The sequence below is a fragment of the Nocardioides eburneiflavus genome (genome assembly GCF_004785795.1).
Taxonomy (GTDB): domain Bacteria; phylum Actinomycetota; class Actinomycetes; order Propionibacteriales; family Nocardioidaceae; genus Nocardioides; species Nocardioides eburneiflavus.
This window is the reverse complement of sequence record NZ_SRRO01000001.1, coordinates 2701950-2719876: the sequence shown is the minus strand read 5'-3', so window position 1 is coordinate 2719876 and position 17927 is coordinate 2701950. Positions and strand designations below refer to the sequence as shown.

The 17927-nt window shown below is 69.1% G+C and carries 15 protein-coding genes; 5 read left to right on the top strand and 10 right to left on the bottom strand.

Annotated elements, in window-relative coordinates:
• Positions 1 to 19 precede the first annotated feature (19 nt).
• From EXE59_RS12730 to EXE59_RS12720, 3 genes are read right to left on the bottom strand one after another with little or no spacing between them, the layout of a single operon-like run.
• Entirely contained in the window at positions 20 to 1372 is a 1353-nt protein-coding gene (locus EXE59_RS12730; protein ID WP_135839232.1) for an NAD(P)/FAD-dependent oxidoreductase, read from the bottom strand.
• Complete coding sequence (locus EXE59_RS12725) at positions 1369 to 2127, bottom strand: transporter (protein ID WP_135839231.1); 759 nt, start codon at positions 2125 to 2127, stop codon at positions 1369 to 1371. Before EXE59_RS12725 ends, EXE59_RS12730 begins: the two co-directional genes overlap by 4 nt.
• Before the next feature lie 33 nt (positions 2128 to 2160).
• Positions 2161 to 3630: an MFS transporter gene (locus tag EXE59_RS12720; RefSeq protein WP_135839230.1), complete on the bottom strand. Its 1470-nt coding sequence runs from the start codon at positions 3628 to 3630 to the stop codon at positions 2161 to 2163.
• A gap of 213 nt (positions 3631 to 3843) precedes the next feature.
• On the opposite strand from EXE59_RS12720, the gene EXE59_RS12715 reads away from it, so the two are divergent.
• On the top strand, positions 3844 to 4476 hold the full coding sequence (locus EXE59_RS12715) for a TetR/AcrR family transcriptional regulator (RefSeq protein ID WP_135839229.1): 633 nt from the start codon (positions 3844 to 3846) through the stop codon (positions 4474 to 4476).
• 45 nt (positions 4477 to 4521) lie between these two features.
• Here the strand turns inward: EXE59_RS12715 and EXE59_RS12710 are convergent, their stop codons facing one another.
• The 7 genes from EXE59_RS12710 to EXE59_RS12680 are packed head-to-tail and all read right to left on the bottom strand — an operon-like array spanning position 4522 to position 12274.
• Positions 4522 to 5991, bottom strand: coding sequence for an aldehyde dehydrogenase family protein (locus EXE59_RS12710; RefSeq protein ID WP_135839228.1), 1470 nt, complete (start codon positions 5989 to 5991; stop codon positions 4522 to 4524).
• A 28-nt stretch (positions 5992 to 6019) separates the two neighbouring features.
• A complete protein-coding gene (locus EXE59_RS12705) occupies positions 6020 to 7117 on the bottom strand; it encodes a Zn-dependent alcohol dehydrogenase (protein ID WP_135839227.1) in 1098 nt (365 codons plus the stop codon).
• Entirely contained in the window at positions 7114 to 7887 is a 774-nt protein-coding gene (locus tag EXE59_RS12700; protein ID WP_135839226.1) for an enoyl-CoA hydratase/isomerase family protein, read from the bottom strand. Before EXE59_RS12700 ends, EXE59_RS12705 begins: the two co-directional genes overlap by 4 nt.
• A gap of 2 nt (positions 7888 to 7889) precedes the next feature.
• Positions 7890 to 9512 carry a class I adenylate-forming enzyme family protein gene (locus EXE59_RS12695; protein WP_210428981.1) on the bottom strand — a complete coding sequence of 541 codons (1623 nt, stop codon included), beginning with the start codon at positions 9510 to 9512 and terminating at the stop codon, positions 7890 to 7892.
• Positions 9509 to 10291, bottom strand: coding sequence for a gamma-glutamyl-gamma-aminobutyrate hydrolase family protein (locus EXE59_RS12690; RefSeq protein ID WP_210428980.1), 783 nt, complete (start codon positions 10289 to 10291; stop codon positions 9509 to 9511). The genes EXE59_RS12695 and EXE59_RS12690 overlap by 4 nt, the downstream gene beginning before the upstream one ends.
• Positions 10288 to 11631 carry a glutamine synthetase family protein gene (locus EXE59_RS12685; RefSeq protein WP_135839225.1) on the bottom strand — a complete coding sequence of 448 codons (1344 nt, stop codon included), beginning with the start codon at positions 11629 to 11631 and terminating at the stop codon, positions 10288 to 10290. The genes EXE59_RS12690 and EXE59_RS12685 overlap by 4 nt, the downstream gene beginning before the upstream one ends.
• A complete protein-coding gene (locus EXE59_RS12680; protein WP_135839224.1) occupies positions 11624 to 12274 on the bottom strand; it encodes a hypothetical protein in 651 nt (216 codons plus the stop codon). The genes EXE59_RS12685 and EXE59_RS12680 overlap by 8 nt, the downstream gene beginning before the upstream one ends.
• Positions 12275 to 12399: 125 nt before the next feature.
• On the opposite strand from EXE59_RS12680, the gene EXE59_RS12675 reads away from it, so the two are divergent.
• The 4 genes from EXE59_RS12675 (at position 12400) to EXE59_RS12660 (ending at position 17904) form a co-directional block, all read left to right on the top strand.
• Positions 12400 to 13827: an APC family permease gene (locus tag EXE59_RS12675; protein ID WP_135839223.1), complete on the top strand. Its 1428-nt coding sequence runs from the start codon at positions 12400 to 12402 to the stop codon at positions 13825 to 13827.
• Between the two features lie 124 nt (positions 13828 to 13951).
• The gene (locus EXE59_RS12670; protein WP_135839222.1) at positions 13952 to 15478 is read left to right on the top strand and encodes a flavin-containing monooxygenase; all 1527 of its coding nucleotides are present in this window, start codon (positions 13952 to 13954) and stop codon (positions 15476 to 15478) included.
• Positions 15475 to 16542 carry an alpha/beta hydrolase gene (locus tag EXE59_RS12665; protein ID WP_135839221.1) on the top strand — a complete coding sequence of 356 codons (1068 nt, stop codon included), beginning with the start codon at positions 15475 to 15477 and terminating at the stop codon, positions 16540 to 16542. Before EXE59_RS12670 ends, EXE59_RS12665 begins: the two co-directional genes overlap by 4 nt.
• Before the next feature lie 6 nt (positions 16543 to 16548).
• On the top strand, positions 16549 to 17904 hold the full coding sequence (locus EXE59_RS12660) for a flavin monoamine oxidase family protein (RefSeq protein ID WP_135839220.1): 1356 nt from the start codon (positions 16549 to 16551) through the stop codon (positions 17902 to 17904).
• Positions 17905 to 17927: the final 23 nt, after the last annotated feature.

Genomic DNA, 17927 nt, shown 5'->3' with positions numbered 1-17927 from the left:
CGGATTCGCTCGGAAGTGATCAGCGGTCGGATGTCAGCACAGCACCGCGCCGGGCGTTGCGGCGGCTGCCGTTGACCATGTCGAGCAGCCGGTCGTAGGCCCAGATCGTGCGGAGCCCGGACCGGCTCATCATGACTGGTCGCGGGAAACTGGGCTTCTCCTGCCACAAGGTCTGCAGGTCTTCGTGGCGCTCGCCGTCGACGATGGCGTCGGCGATCAGCGTCCCGACGTACGGCGCCTGGGCCAGGCCGTGGCCGTTGCAGGCGATCGAGTAGTAGACGTCGCCGTCGATCCGCCCGGCGACGGGAAGCCAGGACGGTGTGATCGCGATCCAACCGCCCCATGCTCGCTCGATCGCGACGTCGGCCAGCGACGGGAACCGCCGCTCGAAGGCGCTGGCAAGCTCCCGGACCAGCTCGGGGTCAGGCACCTTCTCCGGAAGCGGGTAGCTGGTGCCGCGCTCCAGTCGTCGTACGCCGAACACGATGGTGTTGCGCGGGGTGAGCCGGTAGTTCTCCATGATCGCGTGCTGGGTGACCAGTCCCATCCCGCTCGTCCAGCCCAGCGCGGCGATCCGCGCAGGGTCGATCGGCTCGGTCTCCACCTCGATCACGTAGATCGGCACTGACAGGTGCTTCGGCGTCACGTCCCACTCGCCCGCGAAGGCGTTGGTCGCCAGCACGACGCGGTCCGCCCGCACTTGCCCGCGCGACGTGGTCATGACGACCTGTCCGCCTTCGCGCGAGACATCGGTGACCTTCGTCTGCTCGAACACGCGGGCCGCGGAGTCGAGCAGCACCCGGCGCATTCCGAGGCTGAACTTCCCTGGGTTCATCCGTCCGCCGACGGTCTCCCGCATCCCGCCGACGAAGCCGCGAGGGATCCCGAGCTCCTCGCTCGTGCCGACTTCGACGTGTCCCCCGGCGCGAGTCACGATCTTGGCAACTCTCCCGACCCGGCCCATCTGTCCGCGGGAGACGGCGGCGAAGGCGTTGCCGGTCGCCTCGTACTCGCAGTCGATGTCGTGCTTTGCGATGAACTCCTCGACGTGGTGGGTGGCGTGCTCGGCCAGTCGCATCATGCCCGGCATCTTCTTGCGCGAGAGCAGGTTCAGCAGCTGGAGGTCGCCACCCGGGGCACCGGCCAGCTGACCGGCGTTGCGTGAGCTCGAGCCGTGGCCGCAGAACTCGGCCTCGAGCAGGACGACGTCCAGCCCTCGCTGGGCCAGGCGCAACGCGGTGGACATTCCGTTGATGCCGCCTCCGATGACGGCGACGCGGCAGCTGACGTCGCCGTCGAGCGCCGGTTGGACGTCGGTCGGAGGGTCGACCCAGCCGCTGAAGGGGAGGTACTCGACGTGGTCGGTCCTCATGCGCGCACCGCCTTGAGGTCGTCGTGGGCTGGAGCGAGACCCGAGGCGACGTTGTGGGCGTCGAGGGCGCGGTAGGCGAACAGGTAGGTGAGCATCTGCAGTCCCCACACGGTGAGCGCGAACGTGTAGAAGAGCGCGCGGTCCTCGAGCGGGTCGACGGAGGCGGGCAGCGGGAAGAAGTCGTACGTCAGGGCGATGACCGTCGCCGCGAGGCTGACCGCCAGGGTCGCGAGGGCGACGCGGGTTGCCCCGATCTGCCACAGCCGCTTCACGAAGTAGAGGAGGAACGCCAACGTCAGCAGGTTCACCACGATGTAGAAGGTGGCCGGGCCAGGGTGCAGCAGGAACTCTCCGTTGTCGTCCATGTGAGCGCGATACGTCGGCTGAGCCAGGAAGAGGCCGCATCCGATCGCCAGGGCGAAGATGCCGATCTCGACCGCGAAGCTTGCCTTGTAGCGGTGGGTCACGGCCATCAGGCCGACGACCAGGAGCAGCGTGATGCCGATCGACCGCGAGAAGGCGTCGAGGAAGAATGCGAAGGCGTACTGCCCGCTCGCCTCGCCGCCCTCCGGGTCGTCCGCGAAGCGCAGCGCCCAGATCAGGAAGTTGGTGCCGGACGTCGCGACGACGAACCACTCGATGCCGAGCAGGTAGTTGCGGTGGTGCTTGATGAAGCGCCAGCCCGCCCAGTAGCCGCACACGATCATGAACAGGTCGGCGACCAGGAAGGTCAGGCCGTAAACGTCTTCTTTCATGTCATTTCCTTGGGGTGAGGGGCCGGGGCCCGGTCAGGCGGCGACCCGGCCGGTACGACGACGGGTGCGGGCGGTGGAGATGAGGACTGTCAGGACGATGGCCAGGGCGAGGCCCCCGGCGACGCAGTAGCCGACGCCGTACAGGCTCTCGGCGGCGACCTCCAAGGTCGTGCCGGGAACGGGAACGAGGGAGGCGCTGAGGTCGGCGCTGACGAGCGCCGTGCCGAAGGCGAACCCGACGGCCAGGCAGGTGCCTGCGGCTCCGGTGGCCATCCCCGCCTTCTCCTCGCGCACCGCCAGCTGCACGAGCGTGAAACCCGCGGCGTAGCCGATGCTGCATCCGAGCCCGATGACGGCCGCGCCCACGAGGTAGTGCCACTGCCGGTCGTGCGCGAGGGCGAGCCAGGCAAGTCCGGCGGCCGTGATGAGCGCGCCGATCACGAAGACCGGCACGACCCGACCGTTGTTGACCGGGCGGTCGACGATGGCACCGCCGATGACGAAGGTGACGGCGAAGGGGAGCATGAGCCACCCGGTCTCGAGTGCGGTGAGGCCAAGGCCGTAGGCGTCGCCGGGGCGCAGCGCCTCAGGGATGATCTGGGCGTAGGTGCTGACGAGCAGCAGGAAGGCCGAGTTCACCGCGGCGAACAGCGCAATGCAGATGCACGAGGCGGTGACGAGAGGCGCCTTCATCAGGGCGACGTCGAACACCGCCGTGGTGGACCTGCGCTCGACCCGGAACCAGGCGACACCGCCCACCACGCCGAGCACCAGCGGGATCAGCGCGGCGTTGCCCCAGACCAGACCCTGGGTCAGGGTCAACAGGATCGCGGCGACCCACGCGATCATCCACACGGTGCCGAGGGCGCCGATGCGGCCGCTCCGCTCGGCGGGAGGCAGGTGCGGGATCAGGACGTACGACGCGAGGGTGGCCACCGCGCTGACCGCGGTGAGGACGACGAAGAAGCTCTGCAGCGACAGGCTCTGCACGATCAGCCCGCCGCCGATCATCCCGGCGACGATGCCGACGCCCGTGCCGATGACCAGGACCCCGACCGCGACCGCGATGCCGCCCTCCCCCAGTCCGCGCCGCAGGAACCCGAGGGGCAGCACCTGGGCGGCCCCGCCGAAGCCCATGAGGGAGCAGCCGACCAGCAGCGTCGGGTAGGAGTCGCCCACTGCGGGGACGAGGGCGCCAACCGTGAGGAAGGCCGCCGCCGCCACGTTGGCGTTCCGGTCGCCGTACAGGTCGGCCAGGCGGGGCAGGAGGATGAAGCCGGCGCCGCCGCCGAGGGTCAGGACGGTGTAGAGCCAGGTCGTCTCCGCGACCGTCGCCAGGCCGTACTGCGCCTGGATGACCGGCAGGAGCGGCGGGAGGATGAAGATCACCGCGTTGGTCAGGACGACGAGCAACGCTCCGATGCCGATGAGCGTTACCCGGTTCGGCCGATGGTCTGCCGTGGTGCTGCCGCGTCTTCCGGCTGCCGCTTGGGTCTGGGTCATGGATGGTCTCCGATTCGGGGGTCTGTGTGATCCGGCTCATACGGTAGGCGTTAGTTAGTCATACGATCAAGATGTATGACCAAGTTGTTTGACCAAGACCCGTCAGGCACGTGCTGACGCTGCAACGCCGAGAGTTCCGCGGAACAGCGCTGGTACGCTCGCCTCGACTTAGACAGTTGCCCAACTTCACGACGCCCAGCGCAGGAGGACCTCATGGCCCGCATCCCGGCCGCCCAGCGGCGGCAGGACTTCATCCGAGCCGCCGTCGAGGTGATCGCGAGCCACGGCATCGACGGCGCCACGACGCGCCGGATCGCTGAGCAGGCGGAGGCCAACCTGGCGATGCTGCACTACTGCTACGACTCGAAGGAGGACCTCTTCGCCGACGTCTTCGAGTACGTCACCGGCAAGTACCGCGAGGTCATCGAGGACAGTGACCCCCATACGACGCTCTCCGAGACCGGCCAGGCGATCCTGCGGGGCGTGATGCAGTGCTACGTGGACTCACCGAGCTTCACGGCGACCACGTTCGAGCTGGTCAACTGGGCGCGACGCCAGCACGGGGACCGCGGCATCGCCGTCTACGACCAGGCGCTCGAGAGCCTGCGCAAGGCACTCCAGGAGTCCGCGGACAACTCGGTCGCCCCGCCGGTCATCGACGAGATGGCCTACGTGCTGGCCACCCTGGCCGACGGGTTCGGCGTCAACTGGCTGACGTACGGCGATGCCTCCGTGGCGCGGGAGCAGATGGACGTCAACTGCGCGGTGCTCGATGCCTGGCTCTCCAGCCGGACGGCAGCGGTCCCCGCCAAACCCACACGACGCAAGCGCGCGGCCGGGGTCTGAGCCCCAGCCGCACGCTCAGGCTGCGCTCACGCCGAGGTGGCGGGTTCAGAGCGGCAGGTCCGGGGAGTCCACGCCGACGACCCGGTCGCCGCAGAAGACCCGCACGGACTCAGCGGGTCCGTGGCCGCCGATGCCGGCCGGGCCCCAGAAGCTCTGGGCCGAGTCGTCGCCGAGATCGGCGACCTTCGCACCGTTGACCCGGACCTCACCGGACACGACGCGCGACCCCACGTCGATCGCCCGGTCGGTGTCGGTGCCGAAGACGTAGGCGTCCAGGCCCGACGGGTTCGCGTTGGCGATGCGGAGCGCCTCCTCGGCCGAGTCGACGGCGTGCACGGAGACGATCGGGCCGAAGAGCTCAGCCGTGGCCCGGTCCGGATCGGCACCCACGGCCACGGTCGGCGAGAGGAACCAGCCACCGAGCTCCGGCAGCCGGGCCGCCTGGTGGACTGTCGCGCCGAGCTCACGCAGCCCGTCGATCCTCGCCTGCAGGGTCCGGAAGTGCGGCTCGTTGGAGATCGGGCCGACCTGGACGTCCAGGTCGAGGGAGTGGCCGACGACCAGCTTGGAGATCCGCTCGGTCAGCGCCTCGACGAGTGGACCGACGAGCTCGCGCGGCGCGAGCACCTTGCCCGGTCCTTCGCACCACTGGCCGTTGAGCATGGTCATCCCGTCAAGGATGCCGTCGGCAGTCACGTCGACGTCCGCGTCGTCCAGGACGAGTACGGGGTTGTTCCCGCCCAGCTCGAGCTGGAGCACCTTGAAGTCTTCTGCTGCAGCACGTGCGATGGCACGGCCCGCGCCGGGGCCGCCCGTGAACGAGACCACCTTGATCCTCGGGTCGGCCGTCAGCGCAGCGCCGACGTCACCGGCACCGTGCACCAGCTGCAGCGCACCAGCCGGGAGCCCCGCCTCGACGAAGCACTCGGCGACCACCTGGGCGCTAGCGGGTGCGTGCTCCGACGGCTTGAGGATGACCGGACAGCCGGCAGCGATCGCGCTGGCGACCTTCGAGGCAGGAATGAAGCTCGGCCCATTCCACGGGGTGAGGATCGCTGCAGGACCCCACGGGACCTTGTAGAGGCGCACGTCGCGACCTCCCGCTTCGAGCTGGGTGACTCGGGGGATCGTGCGGAGCTCCCCCGCTGAGGCCCGGATCCGGTGGGGCAGAAAGGCCGCTACGAGGCGGGTCACCGCGATCGGGGTGCCGCTGGTCAGTGCGTCGGTCCGGGCGATGTCCTCCGACCTGGCGTCCAGGAGGTCGGCGACGCGGTCGAGCACGGCGGCTCGCTCGTGCCGAGCGTCCTCGTCCCACTGCCCGACGTCGTACGACTGCTCGGCGTGCCGAAGCGCCCGCTCGAGGTCTTCCGCAGTCGTGCCCGCGGTGCGGTGCATGGGATTGCGAGTGTTCGGGTCGAGGTTGTAGGCGTCGCCGACGGTCGTGCAGTCGGTCCACTCGTCGGCGATGTAGTTCACCGGCGGGGGTAGGGCGGCCTCTGGGGAGATGGTGGTCATGGTGTTCACCTCTGTGCTCGGTGGGAGTTCAGGACTGGAGGTCGACGACGATGCGGGTCACGTCGCCGGACTTCATCTGCTCGAAGCCGTCGTTGATCTGGGCGAACGGGACGACCCGGCTCACCATCTCGTCGAGCATCAGCCGGCCCTGCTGGTAGAGCCGCGCGAACTGGGCGATGTCCTCGCGCGCCTGGCCGGATCCCATGTACGACCCGATCAGCCGCTTCTCCGCGAAGAAGAAGTCGAGTGCGGGCACGGTGAGGTTGGTGCCCACCGGCGCGATGCCGACCAGGCAGGCGGTGCCGGTCGGCCGCACGAGTGCCAATGCGGTCTCCGCGGTGCGGGCTGAGCCGACGGCCTCGAACGCGTAGTCGACGCCGTCGCCCAGCTGGGCGTGCAGCTCCTCGACCGGGTCCCCGTCGCCGCCGTTGATGAGGTGGGTGGCGCCGTACTGCCGGGCGGCCTTGAGCCGGGCGTCGTCGAGGTCGATGGCGACGATCGCGGACGCACCTGCGAGGCGTGCGCCCTGGATGATGGCGGAGCCGACGCCGCCGCAGCCGATGACGGCGACGGTGCTGCCCGGTCGCACCTGAGCGCCCCGGAAGACGGCGCCGACCCCGGTGACGATGCAGCAGGACAGCAGGCACCCGACGTGCAGGGGCACGTCGTCGGAGAGCCTGACCAGTGCGTTCTCTCGGAGCAGGATGTGTTGGGAGAAGGCGCCGATGGCGGCGAGCCGCTCGATCGGCCGACCGTCGACGGTCTGGAAGGCGGGACGTTCGCGCCGGCGGACCTCGTCGAGGCGCAGGCATTGGGTCGAGCGTCCTGCGTCGCAGTTGACGCACCCGCCGCAGGAGGGGGTCAAGGCTCCTGTGACCCGGTCGCCGGGGCGCAGCGTAGTCACCGCCGAGCCGACGGATTCGACGACTCCAGCCACCTCGTGTCCGACGACCACTGGGAGCTCCGTCGGAACGGTTCCCGTCATGTAGTGGAGGTCGCTGTGGCACAGCCCGGCGTGTGTGACGCCAACCCGCACCTCGTGCGGCTCGGGGTCGTCCACGCGGATCTCGGTCAGCTCGAGCGGTGTGCCGATCTCGTTCAGTACGGCCGCTTGTGTGGTGATCATGCGGTGGTCTCCCTCGACTTCCAGAAGCCGGCGACACCGGCGGTGAGCAGTCCGCTCGCCCACGTCTCGTGGGCGGCGTGGTCCTCGCGCTCGAAGGCGGCCTCGACCTCCGTGAGGAGAGGGCGCAGCAGCGCGAGGTGCAACGCGGTGGTGTTTCCCTCGGGGGTCCACGCGTGCACGACGTCGACGGCGCGGTCGATGAGCTGGTCGGACGCGACGGTCTCGTCGAGCAGGCCAATGCGTAGCGCCTCGTCGGACGGGATCCGATCCGATCCGAGAACCATCCGCATGGCGTGGTTGCCGACGAGGCGCCGCAGCAGGACGCTGGTGGCGTTGGAGATGGTGAGACCGCGGGCGTTCTCCGGCTGGAAGTACTCCGCCGACGGCGTTCCGATCCGGGCGTCGCAGCACAGCGTGATCTCGGAGGCGCCTCCGACGGCGAGGCCGTTGACAGCGGCGATCACCGGGACTCGGGTCTGGAGGATCGCGCGGGTGACGTCGTGGAAGCTCTCGAACGCTTCGTGCACCTCTGCTTCGGTGGTCGGCGCTTGCTGCAGGTCCTCACCAGCGGAGAAGGCGCGGCCACTCCCTGTGAGGACGATGCCGCGGACCGTCTTGCCCGTGCCGTGCTCGCGCACCAGTGACGCCATGCGTCGCCGCATGGCGACGGTGAGGGCGTTGAGCTTCTCGGGGCGGTTGAGCGTGAGGACGGCGACGTCGCGCACGAGGGCGACGTCGAGGTGCTCTCCGACGTTGCTGGGTGTGGTCATGGTCAGCTCCTGGGTCGGGCGAAGTCGTGGGTGGTCCCGGGCTGGTCGGCCGCTCGGGCCTTGAGGGCGGGCTTCGAGACCCGCTCGGACGGGGTCCGCGGGAAGTCGGCGACGAACTCGAGGTAGCGCGGCACCTTGAAGCGCGCGAGCTGCGTGCCGGCCTGCTCGAGGAGCAGCTGTGCCGTGTCGCGGTCGGGCAGCGCTCCTGCCCTGAGCTGGACGAAGGCCTTGACCTCCTCGCCCAGGACGTCGTCGGGTACGGCGACGACGGCCGCCGCCACGACGCGGTCGTCCCGCTCGAGGACGGCCTCGACCTCGGCGCAGGCGACGTTCTCGCCCCCGCGCCGCACCATGTCCTTGATCCGGCCGACGAGCTGGATGCCGCCGTCGGGACGGCGTACGGCGAGGTCGCCGGTGTGCAGCCACCCGTCCCGCAGCACGTCGGCCGTGGCCTCGGGACGGTTCCAGTAGCCGCTCATCATCGGCGCGCCGGCGAGGAGCAGCTCCCCCGGTGTCCCCGCCGCCACCTCCTCCTCCCCCGCCGGCCCAGCGGGGTCGATGAGGCGCGCCTGCTTGGTGGGCACGGGTCGGCCGATGCTTCCACTGCCCACGGCCGTGGGGTCTTCGAAGGAACTGAAGAGGTCGATCCCGGACTCGGTCATCCCGTAGACCTCGCGCCACGGCGCGCCCCAGCGCTCCTCCAGCTGGGCGTGCAACGCCACCGGGATTCCCGAGCACAGCACCATGCGGAGGTCATTGTCGCGGTCGTCCGGGGACGGAGGCTGCTTGAAGAGCAGCGTGGGCATGGAGCCGAGCACGTAGAAGAACGTCGCCCGGTGGCGTCGTACGTCCGCCATGAAGCTCGACGCGGAGAAGCGTGGGAGCACGACCAGGGGCGCCCCCACTGTCAGGGAGAGGGCGGTGTTCCACTGCGGGTCCATGTAGGAGAACGGCTGCGACGTGAGGAGCACGTCGTCGTCGCCCAGCCCGGTGGCCGCCGCGCAGATCCAGCCGAGCCGGACCCAGTAACCATGGGTGAGCATGCAGGCCTTGGGGAAGCCCGTGGTGCCTGAGGTGTACTGCAGGTTGGCCAGGGTGCCGGCTGACGCTGGCATGGCGGGTGGCGTGTCAGGGAAGGGGTCGGAGCCGTCGTCGGCGACGTCGACGACGCACACGCTGTGTCCCTCGTCCAGGCCCGCCAGTACGTCGGTGACCAGGTCTGCGCGCTCGCTGTCGGTGAAGACCAGCCGCGCTCCCGAGTCGCTCAGGACGAAGGCGAGGTCGGCGCGCTGGTAGCTGCAGTTGATCGGTACGGCGACTGCGCCGGCCTTGAGGGTGGCGATCCACACGACGGGCCACTGCACGACGTTGGGCAGCACGATCGCGACCCTTTCGCCGGGGCGGATACCGTCGACCTCGCGCATCCGGTGGGCAAGGCGGGAGGTCCAGGCTTCGATCTCCGCGAACGTCCAGGACCTGTCTCCGAAGCGCAGGAACTCCCGGTTGCCCATATCTCTTGCACGACGTGCGAGCAGCTCGGTGAGCGTCGCGCCGGAGGGCTCGTCCGCCATCTGCTCCGGTGCGACTGTCGCCTTGCGCGCCACGTCGATCACTCGCGTGATCACGAACCACTCCTCTGCATCAGACGGGCCGCCTCGCGGACGACCCAGGTCAGCGTGGGGTCGGTGCTCTTCATCCACTCGGGGTGCCACTGCACCCCGAGGACCGGGTGGCCGGGCACCTCGATCGCCTCGACGACCCCGTCGGCGGTGCGGCCGGTCACTGCCACCCCGACGCCGCGGCGGTCGACGGCCTGGTGGTGCCAGGAGTTCGTCACCACGTCGCCGTCGAAGAGGCCCGCCGCAATGGAGCCGTCCACGAAGGAGACGAGGTGGTCGACGTCGCCGTCGGTGGGCGCCGTCTCGGCGGACAGGTGGCTCACCGCTCCCGGCGCGAGGTCGGGGACGAGCGTGCCGCCGAGGGCGACGTTGAGGACCTGCATCCCACGACACACACCCAGCACGGGGATGCCCCGCTCGAGCGCGGCTCGGATCAGGGCGATCTCGTACTCGTCGCGTTGGAGGTCGTGCACCATCGGGTCCGTGCGCGGGTCGAGGCCCCGGACGACGGAGGTGTCGCCACCCCAGCACGACGGGTGGACGTCCTGTCCCCCGCTGACGAGGACGCCGGAGATCCAGTCGCAGATGGCCTCCGGGTCGGTGTCGTAGGACAGGTGCACCGGGAGCCCACCGGCATCGGCGACCCTCGTGGCGAAGTCCGACATCGACGTGTCCATGCACCGGTCGCCGTACCGTTCGTCAGAGCCCTCGACGAGGGACAGCCTGAAGCGCCGGCCGGTGATGCCGATCAATGGCCGCCGCGCGGCCCGGTTGCCCGCGTTCACGGGAACTCGAAGTATCGCTGGGACTCCCACGCTGAGAGCTCGGCGAAGGGGTCGCCGCCCTTGGTGTGGAACTCCATCCACTCCCAGCGCCGTGACGCCACCCAGAAGTCGACGAACTCGTCGCCGAGGTACTCCCGCAGCAGCGGGTCGGCGTCGAGGGCGGCTCCGGCCTTCGACATGGTGTCCGGGATCCGGCGCACTCCACAGCTCTCGGGCAGGCACCACGCCATGTCCGTGACCTCTTGCGGCGGCTCGATGCGTCGCTCGATGCCGGCGAGCACGCCTGCCAGCACGCCGGCGAGCGCCAGGTAGGGGTTCACGTCGGCCCCGGGCAGCCGGTACTCGAGGCGGGAGTACTTCGGGTGGCCGGTGATCGCGCGTACTGCCGCCGTCTTGTTGTTGACGCCCCAGCTCACGGTCGTCGGGGGTCCGGTCAGGTCGACCAGCCTGCGGTAGGAGGTGATCTGGGGGAAGGCGATCGACGTGTTGCCCTCCATGGTGGCGAGCAGCCCGCCGACAGCGTGCCTCATCAGCTCGGACGGGCCGTCCTCGGCGTAGAACCTGTTCACGCCGTCGCTCCGGAGCGAGATGTTGATGTGCGCACCCTGACCGAAGCCCGCCGTGGGCTTGGCCATGAAGGAGACCGTGTGGCCCAGCTCGTGGGCCACCTCGCGCATCACCTGGCGGGTCCGTGCCCAGCTGTCGCCGAGCCGGACGGGGTCGGTCGGCGCGAGGTTGAGCTCTGTCTGGCCGGGCGCGGCCTCGTCGGTCCATGCCTCCCATGTGATGCCGACCTGGTCGAGCCGGTCGACGACCGCCTCCATGTAGGCGACCCAGTCGTTGGACCGTGCCAGGTGGTACGTCGCGCCGGTGCTGCCGCCCAGCGGCGTGAGGTCGCGGTAGCCGCGCGCACGGGCCTCCTGGACGGGCTCCTCGAACAGCGTCGCCTCGATCTCGACGGCCACCGTTGCGCCGTACCCGTGGTCGGCGAGGCGGGCCACCAGCTTGCGCACGAGGTTGCGCGGGCAGATGGGGACCGGGGTGCCGTCCTTGAGCCAGTAGTCGCCGATGACCGAGTCCAGGCCCGGCTTCCACTCCACCATCGTGGCCATGTCCGGAACCATCTGGATGTCGTAGAGGTTGCCGCGCCAGTCGGGGAAGGCGTCGCCGAGCACGATCTCGTTGTTGAGGTCGATAGCGAACAGGATGTCTGCGAACGCGAAGCCGCTGTCCTTGCCCGCCTCGAACTTCGCGGGTGACACGTTCTTGCCGAGGAGGCTGCCTTCGTGGTTGGTGGCCTCGAGGCGGACGGCCTTTCGGTGGGTGCTGGTCTCAGACATCGAAGCGGACCTTCCAGGAGGCGGCTGTCATCACTGACAGCTGGGAGAGAGTGCCTCTGACCTTCAGGCCCGCAGCCAGGGCGACGAGGAAGTCGTCGGCGCCGCTGAAGACTCCGGCGAGGAGGTCGGCCGGTCCGGCGATCCCGTACGTCGTCGTGCCCTCGCCGAAGCGACCGTGCTGGGGACCGTCCGGTCCGTGCGCCTCCAGGACCAAGACGTCCGGGATGCCCTTGACGACTCGGGCCGCCTCCCAGAACTGCGCCGCGGCCTCGCGCCAGGGCGGAGGCGGTGGCTGCAGCACAGTCAGCGCCGCGGAGGCCAGCGCCGCGTCGCCGCTCGGCTCCTCCGTCGAGGCGAAGCGCGCATGTAGGTCGACGACGAGCGTGGCGTCAGGTTGGCCCAGCACTCCGCTCGACACCGCCGCCGTCCCCCGGTCGAAACGGATCGTCGCCGTGTGCGGGGTGTCGTGGGACCGGACGGCGACCGCGCCGGAGAGCAGGTCGAACGCGTCGGGTACGTGGCCGTCTCTCACCGATGCCCGAAGGGCGCGTCCGACCAGCCGGACGAGCGGCGTGGCGTCGTCCTCGAGCGTGACGGGATCGCCCGTCCCGACTCGCACGGGGAGTGTCGTTGTCTCGGTCATCGCGCGGCCCTTTCGTCCGATGGGGATCAACGATTCGCAAACCTTGTCATATGACTGAGTCATTTGACAAGGTGTGAGCCCGACAACATCCATCCCCTTCACGAAGCACCGAGCGGAGAGCCGTCATGACCCAGCACCAAGACGTACCAACCACCTGTCCCGAACGGCTGCACGGAAGACTGGGGGTTCCCCAGGTCGTCTTCATGGTCGTTGCCATGGCGGCGCCGCTGACCGTCGTCGCCGGACTCATCCCCATCATGATCGCCGTCGGAAACGGCACCGGAGTGCCGCTCGACTTCATCCTGGTGGCCTTGATCCTGGCGCTCTTCACGGTCGGCTTCTCCGCGATGACACCCGAGGTCAAGGATGCGGGCGCGTTCTACTCCTACGTCCAGAAGGGACTGGGGAAGGTCGCCGGACTAGGTGCCGCATCGCTCGCCATCACCACCTACCTTGTCCTGCTGGTAGCGGTATCGGCCTACCTGGGTGCGGCCACCCGGAACGCCTTGGTGTCGCTCGTCGAGATCTCGGTGCCGTGGTGGGCCCTCGCCGGACTGTGCCTGCTCGCCATCGGCCTGCTCGGATACCGCAGCATCGAGATGAGCGCCCGCGTCCTCGGCGCGCTCCTCGTCGCCGAGATCCTGGCCGTCGCGATCCTCGACCTGGCCATCGTGCTCCAGGGAGGTCGGAACGGCCTCTCGGCTGCACCGTTCTCCTGGGAGGCGTTCAGCCAAGGGGCCGTGGGGACCGGCGTGATGTTCGCGATCTTCGGGTTCATCGGCTTCGAGGCGACCGCCGTGTTCCGCTCGGAGGCGAAGGACCCCGACGTCACCATTCCGAGGGCGACCTACATCGCGGTGCTCCTGATCGGCGGGCTGTACGCCTTCACCGCCTGGGCCGTCATCAACGGCGCGGGAGTCGACCAGGTCGTCGGGATGGCTGGCGCCAGTCCGGAGGGCCTCACCACCGACCTGGCAAACGCCTACCTGTCGAGCTTCGCACACGACACGATCCAGGTACTGCTGGCGACGAGCTTCTTCGCCTGTGTCCTCACTGCTCACAACGTCGTCGCGCGCTACCTCTTCGCACTCGGGAATCAGGGAGCGCTGCCAACCCGGTTCGGGGCCGTGCACCCGGACCACCGGTCGCCGCACGTCGCCTCGTTGACGACCTCCGTAGTCGTCAGCGGCCTGCTGGCGGTGATGGCGTTGTTCCGCCTCGACCCGGTCCTCGAGATCTACGCGTGGCTCGGCGGCGGTGGCACGTTGGGCCTGATCATGCTGCTCACGCTGACGTCGGTCGCCGTGGTCGCGCACTTCCGCAGGACGCCGGGCCGCGTCTCGCTCTGGAAGGGCGCCATCGCGCCGACCATCGCCTTCCTCAGCCTGGGGTTCATCCTCGTCCTGGTGGTGCGCAACTTCGAGCTGCTCATCGGGACGGCCTGGCTGGCCTACGTGCTGCTGGCAGTGATGGTGGCCGCCTTGCTCACGGGCCCGGCCTGGGCCGCCTGGCTCAAGGCACGGAGGCCGGCGACGTACGCCGCCATCGAGTGATCCTCGGCCGAGAGTGCCTTGACGGAACGTGACGGCGGCCACATACTTAGTCGAAAGACTTGGTCATATGACCTACTTAGGCGGCATTCGCCGCCCGGACCCATCAGCGAAGAGGAAGTGCAGCATGAACCACGACGTCCCTGAGACGGAGCACGCCGACATCGTCGTCATCGGCGCCGGGCTCTCCGGCATCGGCGCAGCGAAGTACCTGACGGATGACTTCCCCGAGAAGAAGGTCCTCCTGCTCGAGGCCCGTGACGCGATCGGAGGCACCTGGGACCTCTTCCGCTATCCAGGGATCCGGTCGGACGACGCCGTGCACCACTACGGCTACGAGTTCAAGCCGTGGCTGCACGAGGACGCGATCGCCGAGGGCGCACTGATCCGCGAGTACATGACCGAGACCGTCACCGAGTTCGGGCTCGACAAGATCCTGCGGCTGCGTCACCGGGTCACGGCTGCGGACTGGTCGAGCGACGACGCGCAGTGGACGCTCCAGGTCGCGGTGACCGACGAGGACGGCAACGAGACCCAGAGGTCCATCCGGACCAGGTTCGTCTTCAGCAGCACCGGCTACTACCGCTACGACCGCGGCTACGAGCCCCACTTCGACGGGCGTGAGGACTTCCGCGGCGACATCCTCCACCCGCAGCACTGGCAGGAGGACTACGACTACAGCGGCAAGCGCGTGGTCATCATCGGCAGCGGCGCGACCGCCGTCACGATGCTTCCCGCGATGCTGAAGGGCGAGGGCGCGGCGGCCCACGTCACCATGCTGCAACGCACCCCGAGCTACGTCGCGTCGATCCCCCGCATCGACAAGGTGGGCCAGGCCATGATGAAGCTCTTCGGGATCGAGCGTGGGTATGCCGCCACGCGGTTCAAGAACATCTGGCGGGATCACTTCACGGTGACGGTGATGTGCCGGTTCCCGAGGTTCGGGCGCAAGCTCGTGCACAGCATGACGGCCAAGGAGCTTCCGGCCGGATTCGACGTGGACACCCACTTCGCGCCGCCGTACAACCCGTGGGACCAGCGCTTGTGCGCCACTCCTGACGGGGACTTCTTCGCCGCGATCCGCGAGGGGAACGCCGACGTGGTGACCGACCAGATCGAGCGTTTCACCGAGGACGGCATCCTGCTCGCGTCGGGCCGCGAGCTCGAGGCCGACGTCATCGTCACCGCTACAGGCCTCGTCATGCAGATGCTGGGCGGGATCGAGCCCACCGTGGACGGTGTGCCGGTGAAGATGTCCGACTCGGTGCTCTACCGCGGCGCTCTCATCTCCGGGGTGCCCAACTGGGGCATGATGCTCGGCTTCACCAAGGCGACGTGGACCTTGCGCATCCGCAACGTGTGTCGTCTCGTCGCGGACGTGATCCGCGAGATGGATGACAAGGGCTACGACACGGCAGTCCCGGTCGCTCCGGAAGGCATGTCGACCCAGGCGCTCTTCGATCTCTCATCCGGCTACATGCAGCGGGCGCAGGCCGGTCTTCCGCGTCAGGGCACCGGCTCGCCCTGGCAGATGCACACGACCTTCGTCCGGGACAACCGGCTCTTCAAGGGTCGGCTGATCCACCGCGACCTCCAGTTCTCCAAGCGGTCGGCGGAGGCGCCTCACCTTGTGAGCGCCGAGGCGGCGTCATGAGCACACAGGACTTCACAGTTGGTCAGCGCGTCCAGCGAACCTGCCTCGTCGCGCTCAGCCGCCTGCCCGAGGCTGTGCAACGCATGCTGGCGCAACCTGCGACCAACGCGGCAGGCCACACCATGGCGCCCGACGTGGCACTGCTGATGAAGCTCAGCGCGTCCGGACCCGACTACAGCGACCTTCCTCCGCATGACGCAAGGACGATGACGGAGCGCGATCTCGCGCTCTTCGCGGCACGGCTCCCTGCGTGCGACGTCGAGGAAGAGGTCGAGATCGGCGATGGCATCCTGGCCACGCGTTACAGCAACGGGACGCCCGAACGAGGTCTGATTCTGTTCTTCCACGGGGGCGGGTTCGTCATCGGCAGCCGTGCGAGCTACACCGCGCCAGTGCGGATGCTCGCCCATGGAACCGGTGCCGACGTCGTGTCAGTCGAGTACCGCCTCGCGCCCGAGCACCCATTCCCGGCAGCGCAGGACGACGCCGTCGCGGCGTGGCGGTACGTCCTCGAGCACGCGGCCGACTGGGGCGTCGACCCGCGCCGCATTGTGATCGCCGGCGAGAGTGCCGGCGGCAACATCGCCGCCGTGCTGTGCCAGGAGCTACGTGACGAGCAGGTCCGGCCGATGCTCCAGGTGCTCATCCAGCCGGTGACCGACCTCGTGGAGCACCGGCCCTCGCAGGACGAGTTCGCCGCATCGCCGGCCCTGTCGGCCAAGCAGGTCGCCTGGTTCGTGGAGAACTACCTCCCGGACGGGACCGACCCCGCCCACCCCCGCATCTCCCCCTACCGCGCGTCGTCCCTCGCCGGGCTCCCGCCCGCGATCGTCAACCTCGCCGGCTTCGACCCGCTCCACGACGACGGCCTCGCCTACGCGACCGCCCTCCGCGAGGCGGGCATCCCGGTCGAGGTGGATCTCGAGCCCGGACAGGTGCACGGCTACCTCTCCTACACCGCCATCAGCCCGAGCTGCAGGAAGGCGACCGAGCGGCTCGTCGCCTCGGTCAGCGCAGCGCTCGACCGCGCCGACCACACCATCTCCTCCATGAAGGCGAGCTGAGCACCCATGGCTGAACCCACGAAGCGTGAGCAGAGCTGCGAGGTCGTCGTCATCGGAGCCGGCATGGCCGGTCTGATGGCTGCGACCAACCTGGCACACCGCGACGTCGTCGTCCTCGAGGCAAGCGACCGTGCGGGCGGTCGCGTGGACACCGTCCGCAAGGGCGACTACTGGATCAACCTGGGCACGCAGTTCACCGAGGGCACCGGTCCCTTGATCGACGCCCTCCACCGGCACGGCGTCCACCTCGGGACGCTGGAAGACAAGTCGGTCGCCCTCGCCCTTGGCGGAGAGCAGGTCGACACGTCGAACCCATTCGCCCTGATGTTCCGGACCAAGATGACGTGGAGCGACCGGATCGGCCTCGCGGCGGTCGGCACACGGATTCTCGCCAACGTCCCGTTCCTGGAGATGAGCCCTGACAGCCGGTGGGCCAATCGCGTGCGGGCCAAGCTCGACAACCGGCGCGCCGACTTCGTCCTGCGCGGGGTGAGGTCCGAGCTCGCCCGCGAGATGGTCCGATCCTGGTCGGGACAGTGGATGGGCTGCGAGCCGGAGGAGACCGCTGCCACGCAGTTCGTCTTCTCCATGGGCATCCTCCTCACAGACCCCGAGAAGGTGGACAACCTGACCCTGCCGGAAGGCGGCAACCAGACGCTCACCGACATCCTGGCCGAGGACCTGGGTGACCGGATCCGTCTCAGCTCTCCGGTGCACACCGTCGAGTGGACCGACGGCGGTGTCGTCGTCGACTACGAGAGCCACGACGGCCCGGCACGCATCCACGCGGGACGCGCGATCGTGGCCGTACCCGCCGACATCGCGCTCAAGATCATGCCCGGGCTACCTGCGGCGTACCGAACTGCCTTCGAGTCCATCCGTTACGGCCGCTACGTCGTCGTGGGGTTCTTCACCCACGAAGAGGGCCCACAGCGGTGGGACGACTTCCTTGCGGTGTCGACGCCGGACCGGTCGTTCCAAGCCGTGTTCAACCATGCCGCCGCCCTGCGCCGCGGTGGTGGCCGAAAGCCTGGCGGCGCGCTCGCCTGCTTCGCGGGCGGCGCCGAGGCCGACCGGCTGTTCCAGCTCGGAGACGCGGAGATCGTCGCTCGTTTCACGGCCGACCTCCTCGACCTCTACCCCGAGCTGGAGGGGAAGATCGAGCCCGGCATCCTCCGCCGCCATCCACGGGTGGTGCCGTTCTGGGCACCCGGCGGCCGCGCCTCCCTCGCGACCCTGCGCGAACCCATCGGGCCGGTCCACCTCGCCGGTGACTATCAGCTCGAGATGCCCTCCCTCGCCGACGCTGCCGCGTCAGGCGAGCAGGCAGCCCACCGCGTCCTCGCCAGCCTCGATGACTGATCAGGCTTCCCGAAAGGTCCCTA

Excerpts from the sequence above, each read along its gene's own strand:
- EXE59_RS12685 (WP_135839225.1), bottom strand. The coding sequence starts at position 11,631 with ATGTCTGAGACCAGCACCCACCGAAAGGCCGTCCGCCTCGAGGCCACC.
- EXE59_RS12700 (WP_135839226.1), bottom strand. The coding sequence starts at position 7,887 with ATGACCACACCCAGCAACGTCGGAGAGCACCTCGACGTCGCCCTCGTG.
- EXE59_RS12665 (WP_135839221.1), top strand. The coding sequence starts at position 15,475 with ATGAGCACACAGGACTTCACAGTTGGTCAGCGCGTCCAGCGAACCTGC.
- EXE59_RS12680 (WP_135839224.1), bottom strand. The coding sequence starts at position 12,274 with ATGACCGAGACAACGACACTCCCCGTGCGAGTCGGGACGGGCGATCCC.
- EXE59_RS12715 (WP_135839229.1), top strand. The coding sequence starts at position 3,844 with ATGGCCCGCATCCCGGCCGCCCAGCGGCGGCAGGACTTCATCCGAGCC.
- EXE59_RS12705 (WP_135839227.1), bottom strand. The coding sequence starts at position 7,117 with ATGATCACCACACAAGCGGCCGTACTGAACGAGATCGGCACACCGCTC.
- EXE59_RS12710 (WP_135839228.1), bottom strand. The coding sequence starts at position 5,991 with ATGACCACCATCTCCCCAGAGGCCGCCCTACCCCCGCCGGTGAACTAC.
- EXE59_RS12660 (WP_135839220.1), top strand. The coding sequence starts at position 16,549 with ATGGCTGAACCCACGAAGCGTGAGCAGAGCTGCGAGGTCGTCGTCATC.
- EXE59_RS12725 (WP_135839231.1), bottom strand. The coding sequence starts at position 2,127 with ATGAAAGAAGACGTTTACGGCCTGACCTTCCTGGTCGCCGACCTGTTC.
- EXE59_RS12730 (WP_135839232.1), bottom strand. The coding sequence starts at position 1,372 with ATGAGGACCGACCACGTCGAGTACCTCCCCTTCAGCGGCTGGGTCGAC.
- EXE59_RS12670 (WP_135839222.1), top strand. The coding sequence starts at position 13,952 with ATGAACCACGACGTCCCTGAGACGGAGCACGCCGACATCGTCGTCATC.
- EXE59_RS12675 (WP_135839223.1), top strand. The coding sequence starts at position 12,400 with ATGACCCAGCACCAAGACGTACCAACCACCTGTCCCGAACGGCTGCAC.
- EXE59_RS12720 (WP_135839230.1), bottom strand. The coding sequence starts at position 3,630 with ATGACCCAGACCCAAGCGGCAGCCGGAAGACGCGGCAGCACCACGGCA.